Source organism: Kibdelosporangium phytohabitans (assembly GCF_001302585.1).
In the GTDB taxonomy this organism is placed as follows: domain Bacteria; phylum Actinomycetota; class Actinomycetes; order Mycobacteriales; family Pseudonocardiaceae; genus Kibdelosporangium; species Kibdelosporangium phytohabitans.
The window spans coordinates 3,874,481-3,894,192 of the sequence record NZ_CP012752.1 but is presented as its reverse complement, the minus strand read 5'-3'; the positions used below and the strand labels follow the sequence as shown (position 1 = coordinate 3,894,192).

The following is a 19,712-nucleotide window of genomic DNA, read 5'->3' as shown; positions in this document are numbered from 1 at the left end:
CGGTCGACAGGGGTGTGGGGAAGATGCGAGTGGTCCAGGTCCTCGGTGCCTGTGCGCTGGTGACGTTGGCGGCATGCGAGACGCCTGCCGAGAACACCTCGCCGCCCACCGACCAGAGCAACCGGATCGAACTGGCGAGGAAGTACGCGCCCGTGGTGATCCTCGGCAAGGACGAGAAGCACAGGCCGATCGACGCGACCGCGTTCATCGCCGGCTCGGATCTGCGCTGGAACCGCGACGGCGGCTGCAAGGACGAGGAGGTCGACAAGGACCCCACACCGCAGTCGCTCACCGACCCCAACCGCTACCGCATGCGGAAGGCGGCCGGGCTGGCCAGCAGCGTGCCGCCGTGTGAGCGAAGTGGACGCGAGTTCAACACCACCGAGCCGACCCGCCCGTTCGACAACGCGGAACTGGGCGCCGACGGCTACTTCCTCGACGCCGGCAACGACCTGCACGACAAAGGCAGCACCAAAGCACCGGCCTACGTGCAGTACGTGGACGGAATCGACGCGCACAAGGGCAAGACCGGGTACGTGTACTGGTTCTTCTTCCCGTGGAACCAGTGGACGAGCCCGGTCGGCGGCGGCAACCACGAGGGCGACTGGGAACGCGTCACCGTGGTCGTCGACAACGCCAAAGGCCCGGAAGCGATCGTGTACGCGTACCACGGGCACGAATGTCGCAGGCCGCTGACCGAAGTGGACGAGACGGCCGGGCGCCGCACCGTCTACTCCGCCGTCGGCACCCACGCGTCCTACCCCGTCGGTGACGTGAGCTACCGCAACAAGGAGCTGCCGGACTGGTCGCAGGGCCTCGGCCTCGAGGACAAGACCAGCAAGTCCGGTGAGCGCTGGGAGATCTGGAACGACCTGCGGGAGGTCGAGCACCAGCCGTGGTGGGGTTACGCGGGCGGCTGGGGCGAGGTCGGCGGGAACCCGGTGGTGCACGGCGGCGACCAGGTCCTGAAAACGAAACTGGAGAAGGGCCAGACCGGCCCGGCGGGCCCGTCGAGGCACAAGACCGAACAGATCCGCAACGAAGCGTTCACCGACCAGCCGTGCCAGGCCCCGGAAGAGGGCGAACCCACCCCACCGTCCAGTTCGAGCACACCGCCGTCCCGACCGGCCACGCCCGTCGCCGTGCCGAACACCAAGGAAGGCGCCATCCAGCGGTACGAGCAGGCCCTGCACGCCATCGGCAGGGAGGACACGGTGCCGCTCTGCGAGATCGCGGCACCGGCGATGAAGACGGTCCCGATGCCGTGTGACAAGGCCTTCAAGGCGATGTTCCGGATGCTCCCCGCGGCCAAGAAGAAGGCGCTGCAGACCGCGACCATCGACTCGGCGAAGGTCCAGGTGAAGCCCGGCCGGGTGACGATCCCGGCCGCCGCGATCAAGGCATCGGTCCCGATCGCCGAGAACGAGCTCGGGATCCAGACGCTGGCCTACATGAACGACAACTGGTTCATCATCGACACCTGATCGTTCACGGACCGGCTGTCAGCACGTCAGCGGCCTCCTCCAGGACAGCGATGATCTCGTCGACACGCAGCCGTACCGTCCCTCCGCGGTCGCCGACGCCGTCGATCAGTGAGCGCAGCCGGTAGTGGAGCGTGCCGTCCGGGTGCAACTCCCCGTCCAGATCGTTGGTGGTCGGGCCCCAGTACGCGAAGTCCGTCGGCAGCCCGGCGCGGTAGCGGGCGGCGTCCAACCGCAGTGAGTGGGCGAACTGCGGCACGTACGCCATGTTGTCGAACGGTGTGGCGATGGCGCCGTCCAGCCACAGCGTGCAGACGCGCAGCTGGCCTCCAGCCGGGTCGGCCGGTCCGATCTCCAGCGCGAGCCGCGACCGGTCTCCGATCAGGATTTCCGTGGCACACCAACGGGAAACGTCGGTGTCGAAGTCGAGCGCCGCGGCCACGGCGTCCATTGTGGCGGCGGTCTCCCGCTCGTCGAGCGTGACGGATTCGGGCAGGCCGGCGAAACCCAAGTGCTCCAGTGTGCCGCGCAGGTTCGGGTAGTCGGGCGCCCGGTCGGGGTACGTGGTGTACACGCCGATGTTGCGCAGCGCCGGCACGTGTGACCGGTCCGGCCCGGACAGCCGGGTGCCTGCCAGGTACACACTCGCCGCCCGGTGGTGGGGCGCGGCGTAGTCGGCGGGGCCCAGTTCGACCGCGAAACTCGCCCGGTCGCCGTAAGTCCCGGCAGTCCGCGTGGCGAACGCGGCGAGCAACTCGCCGGGCACGGCGTCGACCGCCGGTTCGGGTTTCCGCTCGGCCAGCCCGAGCAGGCCGTTCGCGCTGTGGTGGCGCACCAGCGCCTCCGGGTCGAGCGTCCCGCGGTGCAACGCGGCCAGCGATCGCGGGGTGATCGGCAGTGTGCGCAGTGCTTTGGCTGCCTCGGCTCGCTCATCCCGGTGTCCGAAGCCTTCGAGCACCGCGGCCACCTCGGACACGTACTCGTCGAGACCGGTCAGCTCATACAGCGTCTGCGCAGTGCGCACACGGGCCACGCCATGCGCTGAGGCAAGCGAGGACCGCAACGACTCGACATCACCCACCCGCGTGAGGCTAGTGCCGCGGGCCCGGTAGCCGACATCACAGTGCAATTAGGTAAGGCTCGCCTTACTTTAAAGGGAGTGATGATCCAGGAGAGGGTGTTCGTGAACCGTTCACTACGGGTGGCCGTCGTCGGCGCCGGGCCCGCCGGTATCTACGCGGCCGACTTCCTGACCAAGTCCGGCACCGAGGTCGACGTCGACATCTTCGAGCGGATGCCCGCACCGTTCGGCCTCATCAGGTACGGCGTCGCGCCCGACCACCCGCGCATCAAGGGCATCGTCGACGCGCTGCACCGCGTACTCGGCAAGCCCGGTGTCCGGCTGTTCGGCAACGTCCACTACGGCATGGACCTCAAGCTCGACGACCTCCGCCAGCACTACGACGCGGTCGTCTTCGCCACCGGTGCGGTCGACGACCGGCCGCTCGACATCCCCGGCATCCACCTCGACGGCAGCTACGGCGCCGCGAACTTCGTGTCCTGGTACGACGGGAATCCCCACGTGGCACGCACGTGGCCGCTGCACGCCGGCAGCGTCGCCGTCATCGGAGCCGGCAACGTCGCGCTCGACATCGCCCGGGTGCTGGCGAAGTCCGCCGAGGAGATGCTGTCCACCGAGATCCCCGACAACGTCTTCGCCGGCCTGCTCGGCAGCGCCGTCACCGACGTCCACGTCTTCGGCAGGCGCGGTCCGGCCCAGGCCAAGTTCACGCCGCTGGAACTGCGGGAACTGGACCACTCCAGCACCTTCGAGGTCGTCGTCGACCCGGAGGACATCGAGTTCGACGACGGCTCGATGACGGCCATCCGCGGCTCGAAACAGGTCGACATGGTGGTGAAGACGTTGCAGGAGTGGGCGATCCGCGACCGCCGCCCGCACCGCAGGCGGCTGCACCTGCACTTCTTCCACTCCCCCGTCGAGGTGCTCGGCGACAACGGCGTGGTCACCGGCCTGCGCACCGAGCGCACGGAACTCACCGGCGACGGCAACGTCCGCGGGACGGGCCGCTACCACGACTGGGACGTCCAGGCGGTCTACCGCGCGGTCGGCTACCTGCCGTCGCACCTCGCCGACCTGCCCTTCGACCACGACGCCGGGGTCGTGCCGCACGAGTCCGGCCGGGTGCTGGGCATCGACGACAACCAGCTCGAAGGCGTCTACGTCACCGGGTGGGTCAAGCGCGGCCCGATCGGCCTGATCGGACACACCAAGGGATGCGCGGCCGAGACGATCAACAGCCTGCTCACCGACGCGCCGACCCTGCCCAGTGCGCCGCACCGGCACCCCGGCGCCATCGAGGACCTCCTCTCGGCCCGCGGGATCGACCACACCACCTGGAACGGCTGGCTGCGTCTCGACGAACACGAGCGTGGCCTCGGCCGGGAACGCGGCCGTGAGCGGATAAAGGTCGTCGAGCACGAGGACATGGTGCGCGTTTCACGCGGCTAAGGTCGTGCTGTGCGGATGACGTACCTGCTGCTGGCGGTGCTCGGCGTTCTCGGGGCCGTCGCGGTCGGGAGCCTGCTTGTCGGCTCACAGCCGGTCGGTATCGGCCAGGCGCTGCGTGTGCTGTTGTCCGACGACCGCAGCGACGCGGCCGTGATCGTGCACGACCTGCGGATGCCCCGCACGGTCCTCGGGATCTGCGCCGGCATCGCACTCGGGCTCGCCGGTGCGCTGACGCAGTCGTTGACGCGCAACCCGATCGCGGACCCGGGCATCCTCGGCGTCAACGCCGGTGCGGCGTTCGGTGTGCTGGTCGCCGTGGTCGGGTTCGGCATCGGCCAGTTCACCGGGTACGTCTGGTTCGCGTTCGCGGGCGCGGCGATCAGCACCACGCTGGTCTACCTGATCGGCAACACCGGCCCACCGACGACAGCGCCCGTCCGGCTGGTGCTCGCCGGGACGGCGGTCGGCGCGGCGCTGGTCGCGTGCACCGAGGGCATCGTGTTCCTCGACCCCAAGGCCTTCGACGAGTACCGGTTCTGGATCGTCGGTGACGTCGCCAAGCCGGAGCTGTCGGTCACCGGCCAGCTCCTGCCCTTCCTCGCCGCCGGGACCGTGCTGGCGCTGCTGCTCGGGCCACCGTTGAACGCGCTCGCGCTCGGCGACGACCTCGGCGGCGGGCTCGGTGTCCGGATCGCCAGGACGCGGATCCTGACCGGGATCGCGGTGCTGCTGCTCGCGGGCGCGGCGACGGCCGCCGCCGGGCCGATCGCGTTCGTCGGGCTCGCCGCGCCGCACATCGCCAGGGTCTTCACCAGAGCCGACCAGCGCTGGCTGCTGCCGTTCGCCGCGGTCATCGGCGCGGTACTGGTGCTGCTGGCCGATATCCTCGGCCGCGTGGTGCTGCCGTCCGGCGAGCTGCGGGTGTCGATCATGACGGCGATCGTCGGCGCGCCCTTCTTCGTGTTCCTCGTGCGCCGCAAGCGGGCCGTCGCATGAGCGCACGCAGCAGCATCCGGGTCGCCGGTCTCTCGCTGCGCTACTCCCCTCGCGCGTTCGCCACGTCGGCGCTGCTCGGTGTTCTGGTGGTGGTGCTCGTCGGGTACGCGCTGACCGTCGGCAAGTTCACCATCCCGGTCGGGCAAGTGCTGTCGATGCTGACGGGAACCCCTGGGCCGCAAGGCGTCGACTACGTGTTCCGGGCGGTCCGGATGCCCCGGGTGCTGACCGGGGTGCTGGTCGGCATCATGTTCGGCGTCGCCGGGGACATCATCCAAAGCCTGTCCCGCAACCCCCTGGGCAGCCCGGACGTGCTCGGTTTCGGCGGTGGCGCCGCGACCGGCGCGCTCCTGCAGATCCTGGTGTTCGGCGGCGGTGCCGCCGCGGTCGCGGGCAGCGCCATCGCCGGAGCGTTCGCCACGGCGATCCTGGTCTACGTCATCGCCTACCGCCGCGGTGTCGTGAGCTACCGGCTCGTCCTCGCCGGGATCGGCATCGCCGCGCTGCTGGCCGCGGTCAACCGGTACCTGCTGATCAGCGCCGACCTGAACGAGGCCTACCGCGCCGCGGTGTGGCTGACCGGCAGCCTGCTCGACCGGACGTGGGACCACGTCACCATCGCCACGGTCGCGGCGGCGGTGCTGATCCCGGCGGCGTTCGTGCTGTCCACGCGGCTGACCCTGCTGGAGATGGGCGACGACACCAGCGCGGGTCTCGGTGTCACGCCCGAGCGCAGCAGGGCGGCGCTGTTCGTGATCGCCGTCGGCCTGACAGGCGCGGCGGTGGCCAGCGCCGGGCCGATCGCGTTCGTCGCGCTCGCCGCGCCGCACATCGCCCGGCGGCTGGTCAACGCCGCCGGTCCCAGCCTCGCCGCGTCGGGACTGGTCGGCGCGGTCCTGCTGCTCGGTGCGGATCTGGCGTGCCAGCAGGTGTTCCCGACCGGTGACCTGCCCGCGGGCGTGGCCACCGGCGCGCTCGGCGGCCTGTACCTGGCTATCGTGCTCGGTACCCGGTGGCGCAGGGCGGTCCGCTAGAGCGTGGGCAGGATCTTGTCGAGGTCGCCGAGCATCGACGTGGCCGCGGACGACGAGCCACCGTCCCACCAGGAAGTCCTCGGCACCTCGAAGACCTTGCCCGCCTGCACCGCGGGCAGCCGCTTCCACAGCTCACCGCCGGTGTACTTGGTGAACGTGGACGTGACCTTGCCGCCGTCGAACGCCCCGCCGCCGCTCATGTGCAGGATCACGTCGGCGTCGGCGAGCACCCCGACCTGTTCCGGCGACACCTTGGTGAACGTGTCCCCCGCCTTGGCGGGCGCGCTGGACGGCGTGCGCCGCACCCCGGCGTCGGTGAGCACGCGCGAGGGGAAGATGACGGAGTCGGTGATGATCCGCAGTTCGTCGGTGGTGAACCGGAGCAGCACGACCTTCTTCGCACCGAGCACTTGCCCGTTGCGCGTGCGGAATTCCGACGCGCGGGCACGGTACTCGCCGAGCTTGCGTTGCTGGGCTTCGCGCACGCCGAGGATCTCCGCGACCGTCAGCGCCGCCTCGTGCCATTCGACCTTGTCACGTGTGTTCGCGTACGCGACCGTCGCGGTGAGGCCGGCCACCGCGGGGTATTTGTCCTGCAAGGACGCGGTGTTGCCGATGATCAGGTCCGGCCCGAAGGTCGCGAGTTTCTCCACGTCGACCTGACCGAACCCCAGGTGCTCGAACGGCTGGGCGGGCGCGGGCAGGTACGGCGGCACGGGCGGATCGGCGTCCAGCGTGGCCGAGGCGGCCAGCGGGATGCTGTGCTCGAGGGCGACCTGCAGCGCCTGCCCGGGGTCGAGCGTGATCACCCGTTTCGGTGACACGGGGACTGTGCTCTCGCCATAGGGGTGTTTGACGGCCTTCGTCGCGCCCGCGCCGGGAGCCGGCGACTGACCACCGGGCCCGCACGCGGCGGCGGCAGCGGCCCCCATCGCCGCGAGCAGCGTTCGCCTGGTCAACCTGAAGGGTTCATGCCCCATAGCCTCTCCCCTGGCAGCCGTGGACGTACGGCTCATCCTCGCACGCGTCAGCGGTCGTACACGCGGATCCAGTCGACCTCCACTGTGGACGACGACGGCCGCGTGCCGCCCAGCCAGTCGATCTTGAACGTCGGCCGCAGCGCGACCGCCTTGTCGCCCGGTCCGCGCTGGGCGTGGAACCACCTCTCCCCGTTGAGGAACCCGGTGACGTGATCGGGCGCCCACTCGACGGCGACGATGTTCCACCAGGTCAGGTCGACGCGCTTGGTCTCGGTCTGCGAGCCGCGGCCGGGGTGGTGGATGGCGAACCTGGCGGTCTGCCGGTCACCGCCGGGCGCTTCGAGGAAGACGATCTCGCCCGCCCGTTGCTCCTCGGTGACCGACCAGAGGCTGAACGCGGGGCGGTGGCAGGCGCACCCGGGCGGGATCCGCACCCTCGCCTCGACCCTCCCGCTGACGGCGTCGTCCGTCTGCCACAAGTGGCCCGTGTCGCCGTTGGGCGAGCCGGATATCACGACGTTCCCGTCCCGCGTGGTCACATTGCCCGGCACGTAGTGGCCGCCCGCGTGGCTCGGCCACGGACCATTGACCACCCACCCTGACGTTATGCGGTCACCGGCGAGCTCGGTGCTCGGCTGCCCCCAGCTGTGACCGATGTGCGAGACAGCAGTCGAGTCCGATGGGGCCGAGTCCGGTGGGGTCGCCTCGGTCGCGACCACGTACGCCAGCAGCACGAGCACCAGTGCCAGGGCAGCGATCGCCCACTGGCGCCCCGGTCTTCGCACAACCGGTTCCACCGGGGCGGGCGGGGCCGTGTGGACTGGGGCAACGTCGTCGCGCAGCACTTTCTCGTGCACGTCCCGCAGCTCAGCGCCCGGCTCGATCCCCAGGTCGTCGACGAGCGCACGCCTGACCTCCTGGTACGCGGCGAGCGCCTCCGCCCGCCGGCCGCTGCTGTGCAGCACGGTCATGAGGCTGTGCCACGTCTGTTCACGCAGGGGGTCGTCCACGGTCATGGCACGCAGCAGCGCGATGGCGGCAGACCGGTCACCGATGTCGATCAGGGCGTCGGCCAGCATGTGCCTGGCCGCCCACCTCAGCTCGGTCAACCGGGTGACCTCGGGTTTCGCCTGGTGGACGTCCAACTGCTCGTACGGCGTCCCGCGCCACAGGTCCAGCGCGTCGGTCAGCAGCTTCACGGTGTGCCCGGGGTCCTGGGCGGTCCGGCCGCGGTCGACCAGGTCCTCGAAGAGGATCGCGTCGATCTCGTCGCGCCTGGCGTTGAGCCGGTACGCGCCCGGCTGCCGGTCGATCCGGTTGGCCCCGTCGGCCGGGCCGAGGACGCCGCGCAGCTGGCTGACGTAGCTCTTGATGTTGCCCGCGGCCGACGCGGGCGCGCCGTCCGGCCAGACGGCGTCCGTCAGCTCCGCGTCCGGCACCCAGCGGTTGGCCCGCAGGAGCAGCAGCAACAGCAGGCGCCGCGGCTTCTCCGCGGAGAGGGCGACCACCTCGGCCGAGTCGGTGACTTCCAGTACCCCCATCGTCCGGAACAGCACGGGCTTCCCCTCTCACCGGGAGTGACGGCGGATCTGCGGACAGTACGCGGCAGCCCCGGGGAGAGGTCCCTGGAAAAATCTCGCGAGAATTTCCCGGCGGAGTGTCGATCCGGCGGATCCCGTTCGACGCTCTGACGACAGCACGGCAGAAGAAACCAAGGAGCACGCCATGCGCACCCTGATCACCACCGCGTTCGTCTCGCTCGACGGCGTCATCGAGGGTCCCGGCGGCGAGCCGGGCTACCGCAACACCGGCTGGACGTTCAAGGACATCGAGTTCGACGCTGCCGCGTACGAGCTCAAGGGCCGCGAGCAGGGTGAAGCCACCGCGATGATGATGGGCCGCGCCAGCTACCAGGCGTTCTCGCCGGTGTGGCCGACCATGACCGAGGAGTTCGCCGGCTACAACGCGATGCCCAAGTACGTCGTGTCGACGACGTTGCGCGACGAGGACCTGGTGTCCAACTGGAGCGACACGACCATCCTGCGGTCACTCGACGACGTCGCCGCCCTCAAGCGGACCGGCGGCGGCCCGATCATCGTGCACGGCAGCGCCACCCTCAACCGCAACCTGTCCGACGCCGGCCTGATCGACCGCTACCACCTGCTGGTCTTCCCGGTGCTGCTCGGCGCGGGCAAGCGCTTGTTCAGCGGCACCGACAAGGACAAGCAGAACCTCGCGCTGGTCGAGTCGGAGTCCTACGGCAACGGGATCCAGAAGCTGGTTTACGACGTCCGCTGACGGCCACGACAAGGCCGGCCGTTCACCGGCTGGCCTTGACCAGCTCAGCCACCCTGGCCTTCACCTGCGGGATCTTCGGCACCAGCTTCGCGCCTGGGCACTCGGTGTCGGCCCAGTCGCGGTGCAGCGACATCGTGGGCACGGTCTTGCGTTTGCCGTTGATGGGATTGACGTAGTTCGTCGTGCCGAGCGGATCCAGCCCGCACCGCACGGACAACACGGCTGCCACCCGCGCCAGGCTCTCCAGCGCGGCGGGCGTGGGCTCGACCGTGTTGAGGTTGTTGATCAGGCAGACACCGATGTTGCTGGCGTTGAAGTTGACCACGTGCGCGGCGTTGACGGGATACACGCCGGAGCCCGCGAACACCGGCACGCAGTCGTCCCCGGACCACCGGCCCTCGAAGATCACCCCGTCGGAGCCGATCAGCAGGTGGTAGCCGATGTCGCCCCAGCCGTTGTCCACGGCATGCAGCTTGTGGATCCCGCGCACCCGCACGGCGGGGTCGCCTCCCGTGCCCACGCCCTCGTGGTGCACGGTCAGCGTCTGCGGCTTGAAGTACTCGGGCGTCCACGCCTCCTTGCCGTCCTTGAAGCGATAGCTCTCATCAGCGCCCCACCCGGACCTGGTCCGCACGGTGACCACCAGCTCCGGGGTCGCGCGCAGTTCGACGTTCGGTCCGCACGCGGCAGCCCGCGCAGTGGGAGCCCATGCCATTCCGGTCGTGACGGCGGCGGCAGAGCCGATGAGCAAGGACCGACGTGTGATCATGCGTTCTTCCTTTCGGGGCGGGCCATGCACAGACCCGTCCCGGAAGGTGTCGGCGTGACCTCCCGGTGACCTTGAAGCCCCTCAGCCGACCGAGTGAACGACGGCCCAACACTGGCTGGGGCGCTGACACCGTTGACGACGAAACTCGCGAGGGACCTGGACGGCGTGACAGTCACGAAGTCGACAGGTCCAGCGTCAGGCGTGCGGACAAGATGCTGACAGGTCGCAAACACAGGACAACCAGCGCCGGCCGACGCCGCTGGAGTCCACGGGTCAGGACGGCCGGTTGGCGGTGGGCATCTCGATGCTGATCGGCCGCCCCGAGCCGAGCAAGACCAGCGTCGCCTTGCGCAGGATCTCGTCGATGGTCCACGCGATCCGCGGGACGAGCGGCAACGGGACGAGCTTCTCGCGCAGTGCGACGAACCTCGGGAAGCCGTCGCGGACCACCGGGTCCCAGAACGGTTCGCGCGGCAGGCCGATCCAGCCGGCGACCTCGTCCCCGTTGACGTACCGGATCAGGGCGTTGAGCAACGGCCGGGAGAGCCCGCCGTCCACGTCGGAGACGATCTTCATGATCAGTTCGGTCAGTTCGACGCCTTCGCGCGTCGGGCCCATCACCGGGTCCAGGACCTGCTGGGCCTGCGTCTCGGCCGCCGCCCACGTGGCGGGGATGTACTCGTCCCTGATCCCCAGCATGTGCCCGGCGATCTGCCACAGGTGCAGGAACGCGTCGGAATGCGCGGGGGCCATCGTGATCTTCCAGTCACGGATCTTGCGCATCACGGTCGTCGGCAGGCTGTGCCAGGTGACCATCATCTCGTTCTGGCTGATCGGGATCTGGCCGCTGCCGCTCTGCGCCCACTGCGGGGACTGCGGCAGCAGGTGCCGCACGGCCGCGTGCACCAGCCGGGTCTTCACCGACGAGACGATCATGCGCCCTTCGGGCTCGTACGCGTTGAGCTGGGTGATGTCGGCGCCGAGCAGGCTCGTCTTGGCGATGCGGTCCTTCATGTCCGCGCCGCCCTTGGAGTAGTAGACCGCGATGGCCTCACGGGGGATGGCCGGGCTCATCAGGCCGCTGGCCACGCCGTACAGCGTGTTGATCCAGAACCCCTTGGCCCTGGTGACCTCGACCATGGTGTCCAACTTGGACCGGTCGGTCCACGGCGGCAGTCGCCGCGCCTTCTCGATGAACCCCCGTACGTCCGGCGGCAGGCCATCGGGCAGCGCCTGGCCGTTGCGGGTCCACGTCCGCAGCAGCTTGTTGACCTTGGGCACGTCACCGCGCTCCAGCAGGGACGCGACCAGCGGGTCGGCCTCCTCGTCCCACACCCACCGGGGATCGGCACCGGCTCCCGAACCCGCCACCGATCCGCTCGCAGACCACGCCCATGCCGGGCCTGCCACACCCAACGCGCCGAACGCGCCGAGTGCGCCGCCACCGGCCAGCAACACGTTGCGCCTGCTCAACCCATCCATGCTCGCCAACTCCTATCGGGTGGGACGGTTGATCTCGGGGATGTCGATGCCGACCGGTTGTCCTTTGGTGAGGTAGAAGAGGATGTACGCGCGCGCGGCTTCCTCGATCACCCACGCGATCTCCGGCACCAGGGGCAGCGGGACGAGCTTCTCCCGGAACGCCACGAGTTTCGGGAACGCTGAGCGCACGAGCGGATCCCAGACCGGCTCGCGCGGAATGCCGTTCCAGTCGGCTACCTGGTCGCCGACCAGGTAGCGGGACAGCGCGTTGACCATGGGACGGTTGAGCCGGCCGGGACTGGTCTGCTCGGACAGCATGCCCAGCAAGGTGTCGGTCAGCGAGACGCCCTCGCGGGTGGGGCCCATCGCCGGGGGCAGCACCTGGTCGGACTGCGCGTCGGCCGCGGCCCACGTGGCCGGGATGTACTCGTCCCTGATCCCCAGCATGTGCGCGGTGACGTGCCACAGGTGCAGGTACGCGCCGGTCTGGGCGGTGGTCATCGGCACGCGCCACTCGATCAGCTTGCGCATCACGTACGTCGGCAGCGTGTGCCAGGTGACCAGCATGTCGTTCTGGCTGATCGGGATCTCGCCGCCGCCGGTCCGCGCCCAGTGCGGGGACTGCGGCAGCAGGTGCCGCACAGCCGCGTGCACCAGCCGGGTCTTCACCGAGGTGACCACTGCCTTGCCTGCGGGGCGGTATCCGTTCAGCGATCCGACGGCGAACCCGAACAGGCTGGTCTTGGCGACGCGGTCGTTCATGTCCGCGCCGCCCTTGGAGTAGTGGACCGCGCGGGCTTCCTTGGGGATCGCGGTGCTCAGGATGCCGTTGCCCGGCCCGTTGAGCAGGTCGAGGTAGAACGCCTTGGTCCTGTGGAAGTCGGCCGCCGCCTCCAATGTGGACTGATCAGCCCACGGTGGCGGCCTGCGTGCCTTCGTCATGAACGCGCGCAGGTCCGGCGGCAGCCCGTCGGGCAGCGGCAGGTCGTTGCGCGTCCACGTCTTCAGCAGTGTGTTGACCTTCGGCACGTCACCACGGTCGATCAGGGAGGCCACCAGCGGATCGGCTCCCTCGTCCCACACCCACCGCGGGTCGGCGCCCGGACCGGATCCCGCCCGCGCCGGCACCGCCAGGCTCAACGCACCCAGTGCACCGCCGCCGACCAGCAACATCCTGCGCCTGTTGAGCCCATTCATACGCCGAACTCCTCCTTGAGCCGCGCGGACCGCGGTTGGTACTGTGATACAGATGACGTAACCGCGTATCATCCCCAGGAGAGCATGATTCACGCCACAACACCAGACTCAATTTGAAGGCGGGTGAGAATGACGCCCCCCGGCGCGGAGTCGTTACTGGAGCGCGCGTTGGCCGACGCAGTTGACGGTATCGACGATCATGATGAAATCACCACGCGCGTGCTGGACGGCGCGTACGACCAGTTCTGCCGAATGGGTATCCGGCGGTCCACCATGGAGGACGTCGCCAAGCAGGCCGGAGTTTCCCGGATCACCGTCTACCGCCGGTTCACCACGAAGGAGGAGCTGGTCAAGCAGGTGGTGCAGCGGGAGTTCCGCCGGTACTTCGACCAGTTCCTGATCGACATCCAGCACGCCGAAACCACCGCGGACCGCGTGGTGATCGGTTTTGCCAGCGCACTTCGTGCGATTCGGGGAAATCCACTGGTCGGCGGCATGCTCACCGCGGAACCGGACGTGTTGCTGCCCTCGATGATCAGTGACAACGGGGCGACGCTGGCGGCGGTGCAGAAATTCGTCGCGGGCCAGCTGCGCAGCGAGCAACGCGCGGGAAACATTTCCGGCAACGTGGACGTGGAACTCGCGGCCGAGATGATGGCCCGGGTGTCGGCGTCGTTCCTGGTCACCCCGAGCCGGGTGGTCGACCTGGACGACGAGGTCCAGGTGCGGGCCGTGGCGAGGAAGTTCCTCGTGCCGATGATCGAAGCGTGAGCGATCCTGGCCGACGCCGCTGTCGGCCAGGGTGCAACGGGGGAGGTCAGGCGGGCAGGTCGAACTTCCAGCCCTCGGCGGCGAGTTGCGGCAGCAGCCGCTCCATCGCGGCGACGGTCTGGCTGCGGTCGCCACCGGCGTCGTGCAGCGTGATCACGCCGGTCTCGGTGAGCCCCGCCCTGATCCGGCGGACCAGTTCGTCCGTGCCGGGCAGTTCCCAGTCGCCCGGCATCAGGGTCCAGCTCAGGTTCTTGTAGCCGAGTTCGGCGGCGACAGCGGGTGAGGCGCCCCAGTGCCCGTACGGCGCACGGAAGTACGGGATCCGGGCGTTGGGCACCGCGCGCCGGATGGTGTCCGCGGTCTGCTTGATGTCCGCGCGGATCTGGTCCGGTGTCAGCGTTTCCATGTCGCTGTGGCGCATGGAGTGGTTGCAGAGGGTGTGGCCCTCGTCGACGATCCGCTTGATCAGCGCGGTGTTCCAGTCGGCCATGTCGCCGACCAGGCAGAACACCGCCTTGGCGTTGTTGCGCCGCAACACGTCCAGCAGTTGCGGCGTGTGGGCCGGGCTGGGTCCGTCGTCGAACGTGAAGGCGACGTACTTGCCCGTGTTGCGGGTCCTGGTGATGAGCTCCGGCTCCGCGGCTGCCGACGCGACCGGGGCGGCGACCGCCACCGTCACCAGGGCAGCGAGCATCGCAAGTGCTTTGCGCATAACGAAAATCCCCTCCGGCCGGGCATCGGCTGCGCCCGGCCGTGATCAACTCAACCACGGCGGCGGCCGGGAGAACGGGGCTGTTCGGCGCAACCACGACTGTGACCTCGACCGCACTCACTGACAGCAATGCGCCACAACAACAATCCACCCGATCGAGCGGAATCGTTCACTCGTGCCGGGCGATGAAGTGGTATATAGGCGCGGGAATCAGCTGGCGCCACAAGCATCTGGACCATGCCACGGACTCGCCTGCTGGGCTTCCTCGGAGCGGCGGCACTGGTCGCGACAGTCACCGTGACCACGCTGGGCATCGCCGATCCCCTGCCCGGCGGCCTCGGCCCGTGCGCGGGCCCGGAGTGCCCCGGCACGTTCCCCGCGATCAACAACGGGTCGTTCGCCGGACGCGACGACGCGATCAGCGTCTACGTCGGCCGCGATTTCCTGGTGCGGCAGACCGCGGCCGAGGCGGAAGGCCGTGTGGTCGTCGGTGGCAAGTTCGACCAGAACAAGGCCGCGGGCGTGTCGTCGGTGTACAACATCGGCATCGTGGGCGTCGGTTCCCGCGTACCGCCGCCCGCGGGATCCGATTTCCTCGTCACCGGCGGCGCGGTCACCGTGGCACCGGGCCAGACGCTCATCGCCGAGGGCGGAACCGTGCACCACGCCGGAGCCCTCACCGGAAACGTGACGGGCACGAAGAAACCCGACTCCGCGGCGTTCTCGCCGTACGCGGGTCTCGCCGCCCAGTTGACCACGGCGAGCACGTGCTACGCGACCACGCCGGCCACCGGCACCGCGGTGAACCAGAACTACCGGACGCTGTTCACCGGCGACGGCAAGTCCAAGCTGCAGGTGTTCACTGTGGACTTCGACATCGCCGGTTCCGGCGGCGGCGCACAGGGCATCGAGTTCGCCGGGGTGCCCGCGGGCGCGACCGTGCTGGTGAACCTGGTCGGACCGGCACGCCGGATCGCCACGTACACCGGCGAGATCCAGGACGGCGGTCAGCTCAACGGCATGCGTGAACGTCTACTGTGGAACTTCCCGGCCGCGACCGAGGTCGCCATCGCGGGATCGGCCCAGTTCCAGGGCAGCATCCTCGTCGGCAACCCGGCGAGCACCACCACGGTGACCGCACCCGGCACCAACGGCCGGTTCTTCACCACCGGTTCCCTCACGCACGGAGGTACCGGCGGCGGGACGGGCAACGAACTGCACGCGTACCCGTTCAACGGTGACCTGCCCACCTGCGGCAAACCGACCACGACCACGTCGACGACCACGACCACCACGACGACGAGCTCGACCAAGCCGACCACCAGCACCACGTCCAGCAGCACCAGCAGTTCCACCACCACCAGCAGCACGACAGGCGGGACCGTGACCACCACACGGCCCGAGGTGGCACCGGTGGACGACTCGGACGACCTGGCCGGCACGGGTTTCCGGTTCGGACCGCTCATCGCACTCGGCGGCCTGCTCCTCCTCGTCGGCGGGGTGGTTCTGCTGATGGCCCGCAGGCGCCGGAGCTGAACCGGGCACGGGGTCAGAAGCCGGGCCAGCCGCGCCGAAGGTGCGTGAACGCGGTGTCCAACGCGACTCGCGGCTCGGCCTCCACCCCGGCGATGTCCGGGATCTCCAGGACGTACCGGACGAGCAGGCGCAACGACATGTCCTCGCTGTCGCGACCGGTCTGCTCGGCGATGACACGGACGAGCGCGGTCTCACAGCTGGTCCACAACGTCCTGGCGTACGCCCGTAAGGCAGGCGTCGACACCACGAGCGCGGTGAGACCGCGGTACTCCGCGTCGGCGTCGGTGGCGAACGGTCCTCGGGTGGCGAAGAAGTCCTCAAGGGCCCGCAGGATGGGGACGCCTTCCGCGCGGTCGAGGACCGCACGGGTCAGCAGGCGCTCGCGTTCGTCGCCGTCGCCGAGGACCAGCGCCTCCTTGCCGCCGGGGAAGTGGACGAACAGCGTGGACACGGCCGTGTCCGCGGCGTCGGCGATCTCGGCGACCGTGACCTGGTCGAACCCGCGTTCCAGGAACAGTCTGCGTGCCGCGTCCGCCAAGGCCCGGCGGGTCGCGGCCTTCTTGCGTTCACGCCGTCCAGGCTCCTGTCCAGTCCTGTCCATACCGGCATCCTACCGACCAGCGAAGTCGACTCTAATTCATAGTGATTCCGACTTCGGAATCATTACGGATATATTCGTGCCATGAGCCCCTCCCCCTGGAACGTCCGCAGGCTGCCACCCGCCCCGGGAAAGACCTTCCTGGTCACGGGCGGCAACGCGGGCATCGGCTACTTCGTCGCCGAGCAGCTCGCCACCACGGGCGCCACCGTCGTCCTGGGCAGCCGTGCCGCGGCCAGGGCCGACGCCGCGATGGCCTCGATCAGCACCCACGTCCCCGGTGCGCGGGTGCGTCACCTCCCGCTGGACCTGTCGGATCCCGAGTCGCTGAAAACCGCCGCGGTGCGCCTCGCGGTGGACCGGCTCGACGCTGTCGTGTGCAACGCGGGCATGCTGCTGGAAGAACCGGCCCGGCGGGAAAACCCGGACGGCCAGGAGCTGGTGTTCGCCACCAACCACCTCGGGCACTTCGCGCTGGTCGGCTGGCTGGCGCCGCTGCTGACAGGTGGGCGTGTGGTCACCACCGGCAGTCTCGTGGCGAAGACGGCACAGCTCGACATCGACGACCTCCGCTTCACCCGTGACTACGAGCCGAAGGAGGCCTACGCCCGCTCGAAGCTGGCGCAGATGCTGTTCGGTCTCGAACTCGACCGCCGGTTGCGGGCAACCGGAAGCACGACGCTGAGCGTGGTGACGACCCCGGGCGGCGCGCTCGACTCGCTCACCCCGGCCCGCCCGCCGGTGCACACCCCGACCACCGGTGAGCGGCTGCGCGGCCTGCCCGCGGGCCTTCTGCTGCAAGGGAAACACGCGGGCGCGTGGCCTGCCGTGCGTGCCGTGCTCGATCCGGCCGTCCAAGGCGGGCAGTTGTGGAGTCCCCGGATCTTCGGTCTCCGTGGCGCGCCCCGGCTCGAGCCGCTCCGGAACAAACTGGCCGACACCGCCTTGGCTACCCAGGTGTGGTCGGTCAGCGCCGAACTGACAGGCGTCGATCCGTTCGCGTGAGCCGGGCTCCGGTCAGGACGGCAGGCCGGCGCCTGCTGGGACCTTCTCGCCCGTCAGGGCTGAGGCAGCAACGTCAGGAGCACCGCTTCGAACTCTGCCGCGGTGGGCGGCCTGCTGGTCAGCAGTGCTTGGAGCAGCAGGCCGTCGATGGCGGCGACGACCGCGTGGACTCGGTTGGGGTCGTCGGTGTACCGGCGGGCGAAGTCGGCGAGCGCGTTGAGCCAGCGGTCGGTCGACCGGCGCAGGTCCGGGTTGCGGGCCGCGCGCAGGAACAGTTCGAACTCCGCGAGCAGCCTGCCGGGGTCCTTGAGCGCTTCCGCCATGTTCTCGGCGACCGCGCGCACAGTGGCCGCCTGCCTGATCCGGTCGGCGTCCTCGTGCATGCACGAGGTCAGCGCCGCCGTGAGCAGGTCGTCGATACCTTCGAAGTAGTACGCCGCGGCGGTCGCGGGCTGACCGGCCTCCCGGGCGACAGTCCGGTGGCTGACGCCCGCGACACCTTCCTTGGCGACCACGCGGAGCGTCGCTTCGATCAGTTCACGCTTGCGCCGCTCCCCCTTCAGCTTGCGCCCGTCAGTCACGGGCTGACGATACCGACCGGTGCCGCGGTCAACGTCCTGCCGCCGAACAGCGCCACGAGCAGTGCACGCGGGCGAACAGTAGGCGCGCGGTCGCCCGCGTGTGGCCTTCGGCACGGGCGCCCGGCACGCCGGGCACGTCGGCGCACCCGGGTTTTCGTCATCGTCCGCGCGATTTACGTAACGCCTGGCGACCCGCGCGGCGGCGGGCAGGTCCGGTTCGTCGACGCGACCGCGCGGCGTGCGGACGACCAGCTGTTCGTCAAGGTCAGGGCACAGCGACGGGTCGTCCTTGGTGCACACCATCAGGTGCAGCAGGTAGTCGCGGGCCGATTCCAGCTGCGCGATCCGCTGCCGCAGCCGCTCGGCCTGCGCCCGCACCTCGTGGCGCCACCGCTGGTTCTCGATGCCGACCGAGGTGACCACGGCCGCGCGGTCCAGCGGCATCATCCCGACCACGCAGCACAGGTACGCCAGACCCAACCTGCGCAGATCCTGATCGTCGTAGCGCCGCCTGCCGTCCACCCGCTCGGGTGAGCCCAGCACGCCCTGCTCCTCCCACCACCGCAGGGTGGACGCGGACAGGCCGTAGAGAGCCGCCGCCTCGCCGATCCGGACGCTGTCGGTCATGAAGCCATTTGACATCAAGCCGACTTGAAGACGCAAGATTGAGGAAAGGCAGTCCTGAGCACACCACCTCGCTGGGGGAAAGTCCGATGACCGCCACGAGCACACCGCGGGCGCGGTGGCGCCGGCGCGTCCGTGCCGTGGCGCGGCCATCGGAGCAGCCGCCGGCCTCGCGCCGTACACGGCGATCTCGGCGATCGCCCGTGTAGCCACCACACCGGACACCGCGACGGGCTCGCGTCGCGGCAGGGCCGGCGGCGCGGCCGTGCGGCTGTCTTCCCGCAGGCTTCCCGTGAAGCGAACTGCCATCCCGGCCCTATGATCGGACCATGATCGCCCCGACCGGTCCGCTGTGCACAACGGAAACGATCGCCGAGGACCTCCGTGCGGCCGGCGTCGAAGCCGGGGAAACGCTGCTCGTGCACTCCTCGTTGCGTTCTCTCGGCTGGGTGGCCGGCGGAGCGGTCGCGGTCGTCCAAGCGCTCCTGGAAGTGCTGGGACCACACGGAACGCTGGTGGTTCCCACGCTGACGGCCGACAACTCCGACCCCGCGGGGTGGTCCAGCCCTCCGGTGCCAAGGCAATGGTGGCCGGCGATCCGCGCGTCCATGCCCGCGTACGATCCCCTGGTCACACCGTCCACACAGGTCGGCGTGATCCCGGAATCGGTGCGTACCTGGCCTGGAGCACTGCGCAGCGCACACCCGCGGACGTCGTTCGCCGCGGTCGGCGCGGCAGCGGCCGAGCTCACCAGTGGCCACGCGGTGGACTGCAAGTACGGCGAACAGAGCCCGCTCGCCCGGCTGGAGCGAGCTGGCGCCCGTGTTCTGTTGCTAGGCACAGGCTTCGACACGTGTACGTGTTTCCACCTGGCCGAGTACCGGATTACGGGTGCTGTCACCACCGACGAATCGTTCGCCGTGATGACACCACAAGGCAGGCAGTGGACGACCGTCCGCGACACCGCCACCAACGATGAACGCTTCGGCGAACTCGGCGAGGACTTCGCACGCGACCGCCCTGTCCGGCGCGGCACGGTCGGCGCGGCGGCAACCCGCTTGTTCCCCCTCGCGGACGCGGTCGCGTACGCCCAGCGATGGTTGTCCCGGACATGATGT

At 69.6% G+C, this 19,712-nt stretch carries 18 protein-coding genes; 9 read left to right on the top strand and 9 right to left on the bottom strand.

Annotated features, from left to right (window positions below; translation table 11 throughout):
- Nucleotides 1–23: 23 nt before the first annotated feature.
- Entirely contained in the window at nt 24–1,484 is a 1,461-nt protein-coding gene (locus tag AOZ06_RS17935) for a hypothetical protein (RefSeq protein WP_157233092.1), read from the top strand.
- 4 nt (nt 1,485–1,488) lie between these two features.
- Here AOZ06_RS17935 and AOZ06_RS17930 read toward each other — a convergent pair whose 3' ends face one another.
- Nucleotides 1,489–2,562 (bottom strand): hypothetical protein, encoded by a 1,074-nt coding sequence (locus AOZ06_RS17930; RefSeq protein ID WP_157233091.1) that lies wholly within the window; start codon nt 2,560–2,562, stop codon nt 1,489–1,491.
- Between the two features lie 81 nt (nt 2,563–2,643).
- On the opposite strand from AOZ06_RS17930, the gene AOZ06_RS17925 reads away from it, so the two are divergent.
- Genes AOZ06_RS17925 through AOZ06_RS17915 form a run of 3 tightly spaced genes read left to right on the top strand, consistent with a single transcriptional unit; the run spans nt 2,644 to nt 6,041 of the window.
- The gene (locus AOZ06_RS17925; RefSeq protein WP_054290450.1) at nt 2,644–4,011 is read left to right on the top strand and encodes an FAD-dependent oxidoreductase; all 1,368 of its coding nucleotides are present in this window, start codon (nt 2,644–2,646) and stop codon (nt 4,009–4,011) included.
- A 15-nt stretch (nt 4,012–4,026) separates the two neighbouring features.
- Complete coding sequence (locus tag AOZ06_RS17920; protein ID WP_054296718.1) at nt 4,027–5,007, top strand: FecCD family ABC transporter permease; 981 nt, start codon at nt 4,027–4,029, stop codon at nt 5,005–5,007.
- Complete coding sequence (locus AOZ06_RS17915; RefSeq protein WP_054290449.1) at nt 5,004–6,041, top strand: FecCD family ABC transporter permease; 1,038 nt, start codon at nt 5,004–5,006, stop codon at nt 6,039–6,041. The genes AOZ06_RS17920 and AOZ06_RS17915 overlap by 4 nt, the downstream gene beginning before the upstream one ends.
- Here the strand turns inward: AOZ06_RS17915 and AOZ06_RS17910 are convergent.
- Both AOZ06_RS17910 and AOZ06_RS17905 read right to left on the bottom strand, forming a co-directional pair.
- The gene (locus tag AOZ06_RS17910; protein WP_054290448.1) at nt 6,038–7,021 is read right to left on the bottom strand and encodes an ABC transporter substrate-binding protein; all 984 of its coding nucleotides are present in this window, start codon (nt 7,019–7,021) and stop codon (nt 6,038–6,040) included. The two genes, AOZ06_RS17915 and AOZ06_RS17910, sit on opposite strands and share 4 nt — an antisense overlap.
- A 47-nt stretch (nt 7,022–7,068) precedes the next feature.
- Nucleotides 7,069–8,577, bottom strand: coding sequence for a BTAD domain-containing putative transcriptional regulator (locus tag AOZ06_RS17905; protein WP_054290447.1), 1,509 nt, complete (start codon nt 8,575–8,577; stop codon nt 7,069–7,071).
- Nucleotides 8,578–8,746: 169 nt separating this feature from the next.
- Here AOZ06_RS17905 and AOZ06_RS17900 point away from each other — a divergent pair, with 169 nt between their 5' ends.
- Complete coding sequence (locus AOZ06_RS17900; protein ID WP_054290446.1) at nt 8,747–9,319, top strand: dihydrofolate reductase family protein; 573 nt, start codon at nt 8,747–8,749, stop codon at nt 9,317–9,319.
- A gap of 22 nt (nt 9,320–9,341) precedes the next feature.
- Here AOZ06_RS17900 and AOZ06_RS17895 read toward each other — a convergent pair whose 3' ends face one another.
- From AOZ06_RS17895 to AOZ06_RS17885, 3 genes are all read right to left on the bottom strand, one after another.
- Nucleotides 9,342–10,088, bottom strand: coding sequence for a peptidoglycan recognition protein family protein (locus AOZ06_RS17895; protein ID WP_054290445.1), 747 nt, complete (start codon nt 10,086–10,088; stop codon nt 9,342–9,344).
- Nucleotides 10,089–10,361: 273 nt separating this feature from the next.
- Nucleotides 10,362–11,570, bottom strand: a complete 1,209-nt coding sequence (locus AOZ06_RS17890) for an oxygenase MpaB family protein (RefSeq protein WP_054290444.1) — start codon at nt 11,568–11,570, stop codon at nt 10,362–10,364.
- A 12-nt stretch (nt 11,571–11,582) separates the two neighbouring features.
- Nucleotides 11,583–12,767: an oxygenase MpaB family protein gene (locus AOZ06_RS17885; RefSeq protein WP_054290443.1), complete on the bottom strand. Its 1,185-nt coding sequence runs from the start codon at nt 12,765–12,767 to the stop codon at nt 11,583–11,585.
- Nucleotides 12,768–12,935: 168 nt separating this feature from the next.
- Between AOZ06_RS17885 and AOZ06_RS17880 the strand changes: the two genes are divergently transcribed.
- The gene (locus tag AOZ06_RS17880; RefSeq protein ID WP_335338398.1) at nt 12,936–13,538 is read left to right on the top strand and encodes a TetR/AcrR family transcriptional regulator; all 603 of its coding nucleotides are present in this window, start codon (nt 12,936–12,938) and stop codon (nt 13,536–13,538) included.
- A gap of 46 nt (nt 13,539–13,584) precedes the next feature.
- On the opposite strand, the gene AOZ06_RS17875 is transcribed toward AOZ06_RS17880, so the two are convergent.
- The gene (locus AOZ06_RS17875) at nt 13,585–14,250 is read right to left on the bottom strand and encodes a polysaccharide deacetylase family protein (protein WP_054290441.1); all 666 of its coding nucleotides are present in this window, start codon (nt 14,248–14,250) and stop codon (nt 13,585–13,587) included.
- A 237-nt stretch (nt 14,251–14,487) separates the two neighbouring features.
- Between AOZ06_RS17875 and AOZ06_RS17870 the strand changes: the two genes are divergently transcribed.
- Nucleotides 14,488–15,786, top strand: a complete 1,299-nt coding sequence (locus AOZ06_RS17870; protein WP_054290440.1) for a choice-of-anchor A family protein — start codon at nt 14,488–14,490, stop codon at nt 15,784–15,786.
- Nucleotides 15,787–15,799: 13 nt separating this feature from the next.
- On the opposite strand, the gene AOZ06_RS17865 is transcribed toward AOZ06_RS17870, so the two are convergent.
- Nucleotides 15,800–16,387: a TetR/AcrR family transcriptional regulator gene (locus AOZ06_RS17865; protein ID WP_054290439.1), complete on the bottom strand. Its 588-nt coding sequence runs from the start codon at nt 16,385–16,387 to the stop codon at nt 15,800–15,802.
- Between the two features lie 81 nt (nt 16,388–16,468).
- Here AOZ06_RS17865 and AOZ06_RS17860 point away from each other — a divergent pair, with 81 nt between their 5' ends.
- Nucleotides 16,469–17,389 (top strand): SDR family NAD(P)-dependent oxidoreductase, encoded by a 921-nt coding sequence (locus AOZ06_RS17860; RefSeq protein ID WP_054290438.1) that lies wholly within the window; start codon nt 16,469–16,471, stop codon nt 17,387–17,389.
- Nucleotides 17,390–17,442: 53 nt separating this feature from the next.
- Here AOZ06_RS17860 and AOZ06_RS61650 read toward each other — a convergent pair whose 3' ends face one another.
- Entirely contained in the window at nt 17,443–18,597 is a 1,155-nt protein-coding gene (locus AOZ06_RS61650; RefSeq protein WP_083471765.1) for a MerR family transcriptional regulator, read from the bottom strand.
- 326 nt (nt 18,598–18,923) lie between these two features.
- On the opposite strand from AOZ06_RS61650, the gene AOZ06_RS17850 reads away from it, so the two are divergent.
- A complete protein-coding gene (locus tag AOZ06_RS17850) occupies nt 18,924–19,709 on the top strand; it encodes an AAC(3) family N-acetyltransferase (RefSeq protein WP_054290437.1) in 786 nt (261 codons plus the stop codon).
- Nucleotides 19,710–19,712: the final 3 nt, after the last annotated feature.

What these genes read in the sequence shown, in the direction of transcription:
- AOZ06_RS17935 (WP_157233092.1), top strand. Translation starts at nt 24, where the DNA reads ATGCGAGTGGTCCAGGTCCTCGGTGCCTGTGCGCTGGTGACGTTGGCG.
- AOZ06_RS17925 (WP_054290450.1), top strand. Translation starts at nt 2,644, where the DNA reads ATGATCCAGGAGAGGGTGTTCGTGAACCGTTCACTACGGGTGGCCGTC.
- AOZ06_RS17920 (WP_054296718.1), top strand. Translation starts at nt 4,027, where the DNA reads ATGACGTACCTGCTGCTGGCGGTGCTCGGCGTTCTCGGGGCCGTCGCG.
- AOZ06_RS17915 (WP_054290449.1), top strand. Translation starts at nt 5,004, where the DNA reads ATGAGCGCACGCAGCAGCATCCGGGTCGCCGGTCTCTCGCTGCGCTAC.
- AOZ06_RS17910 (WP_054290448.1), bottom strand. Translation starts at nt 7,021, where the DNA reads ATGGGGCATGAACCCTTCAGGTTGACCAGGCGAACGCTGCTCGCGGCG.
- AOZ06_RS17900 (WP_054290446.1), top strand. Translation starts at nt 8,747, where the DNA reads ATGCGCACCCTGATCACCACCGCGTTCGTCTCGCTCGACGGCGTCATC.
- AOZ06_RS17895 (WP_054290445.1), bottom strand. Translation starts at nt 10,088, where the DNA reads ATGATCACACGTCGGTCCTTGCTCATCGGCTCTGCCGCCGCCGTCACG.
- AOZ06_RS17890 (WP_054290444.1), bottom strand. Translation starts at nt 11,570, where the DNA reads ATGGATGGGTTGAGCAGGCGCAACGTGTTGCTGGCCGGTGGCGGCGCA.
- AOZ06_RS17885 (WP_054290443.1), bottom strand. Translation starts at nt 12,767, where the DNA reads ATGAATGGGCTCAACAGGCGCAGGATGTTGCTGGTCGGCGGCGGTGCA.
- AOZ06_RS17875 (WP_054290441.1), bottom strand. Translation starts at nt 14,250, where the DNA reads ATGCGCAAAGCACTTGCGATGCTCGCTGCCCTGGTGACGGTGGCGGTC.
- AOZ06_RS17870 (WP_054290440.1), top strand. Translation starts at nt 14,488, where the DNA reads ATGCCACGGACTCGCCTGCTGGGCTTCCTCGGAGCGGCGGCACTGGTC.
- AOZ06_RS17865 (WP_054290439.1), bottom strand. Translation starts at nt 16,387, where the DNA reads ATGGACAGGACTGGACAGGAGCCTGGACGGCGTGAACGCAAGAAGGCC.
- AOZ06_RS17860 (WP_054290438.1), top strand. Translation starts at nt 16,469, where the DNA reads ATGAGCCCCTCCCCCTGGAACGTCCGCAGGCTGCCACCCGCCCCGGGA.
- AOZ06_RS61650 (WP_083471765.1), bottom strand. Translation starts at nt 18,597, where the DNA reads ATGACCGACAGCGTCCGGATCGGCGAGGCGGCGGCTCTCTACGGCCTG.
- AOZ06_RS17850 (WP_054290437.1), top strand. Translation starts at nt 18,924, where the DNA reads ATGATCGCCCCGACCGGTCCGCTGTGCACAACGGAAACGATCGCCGAG.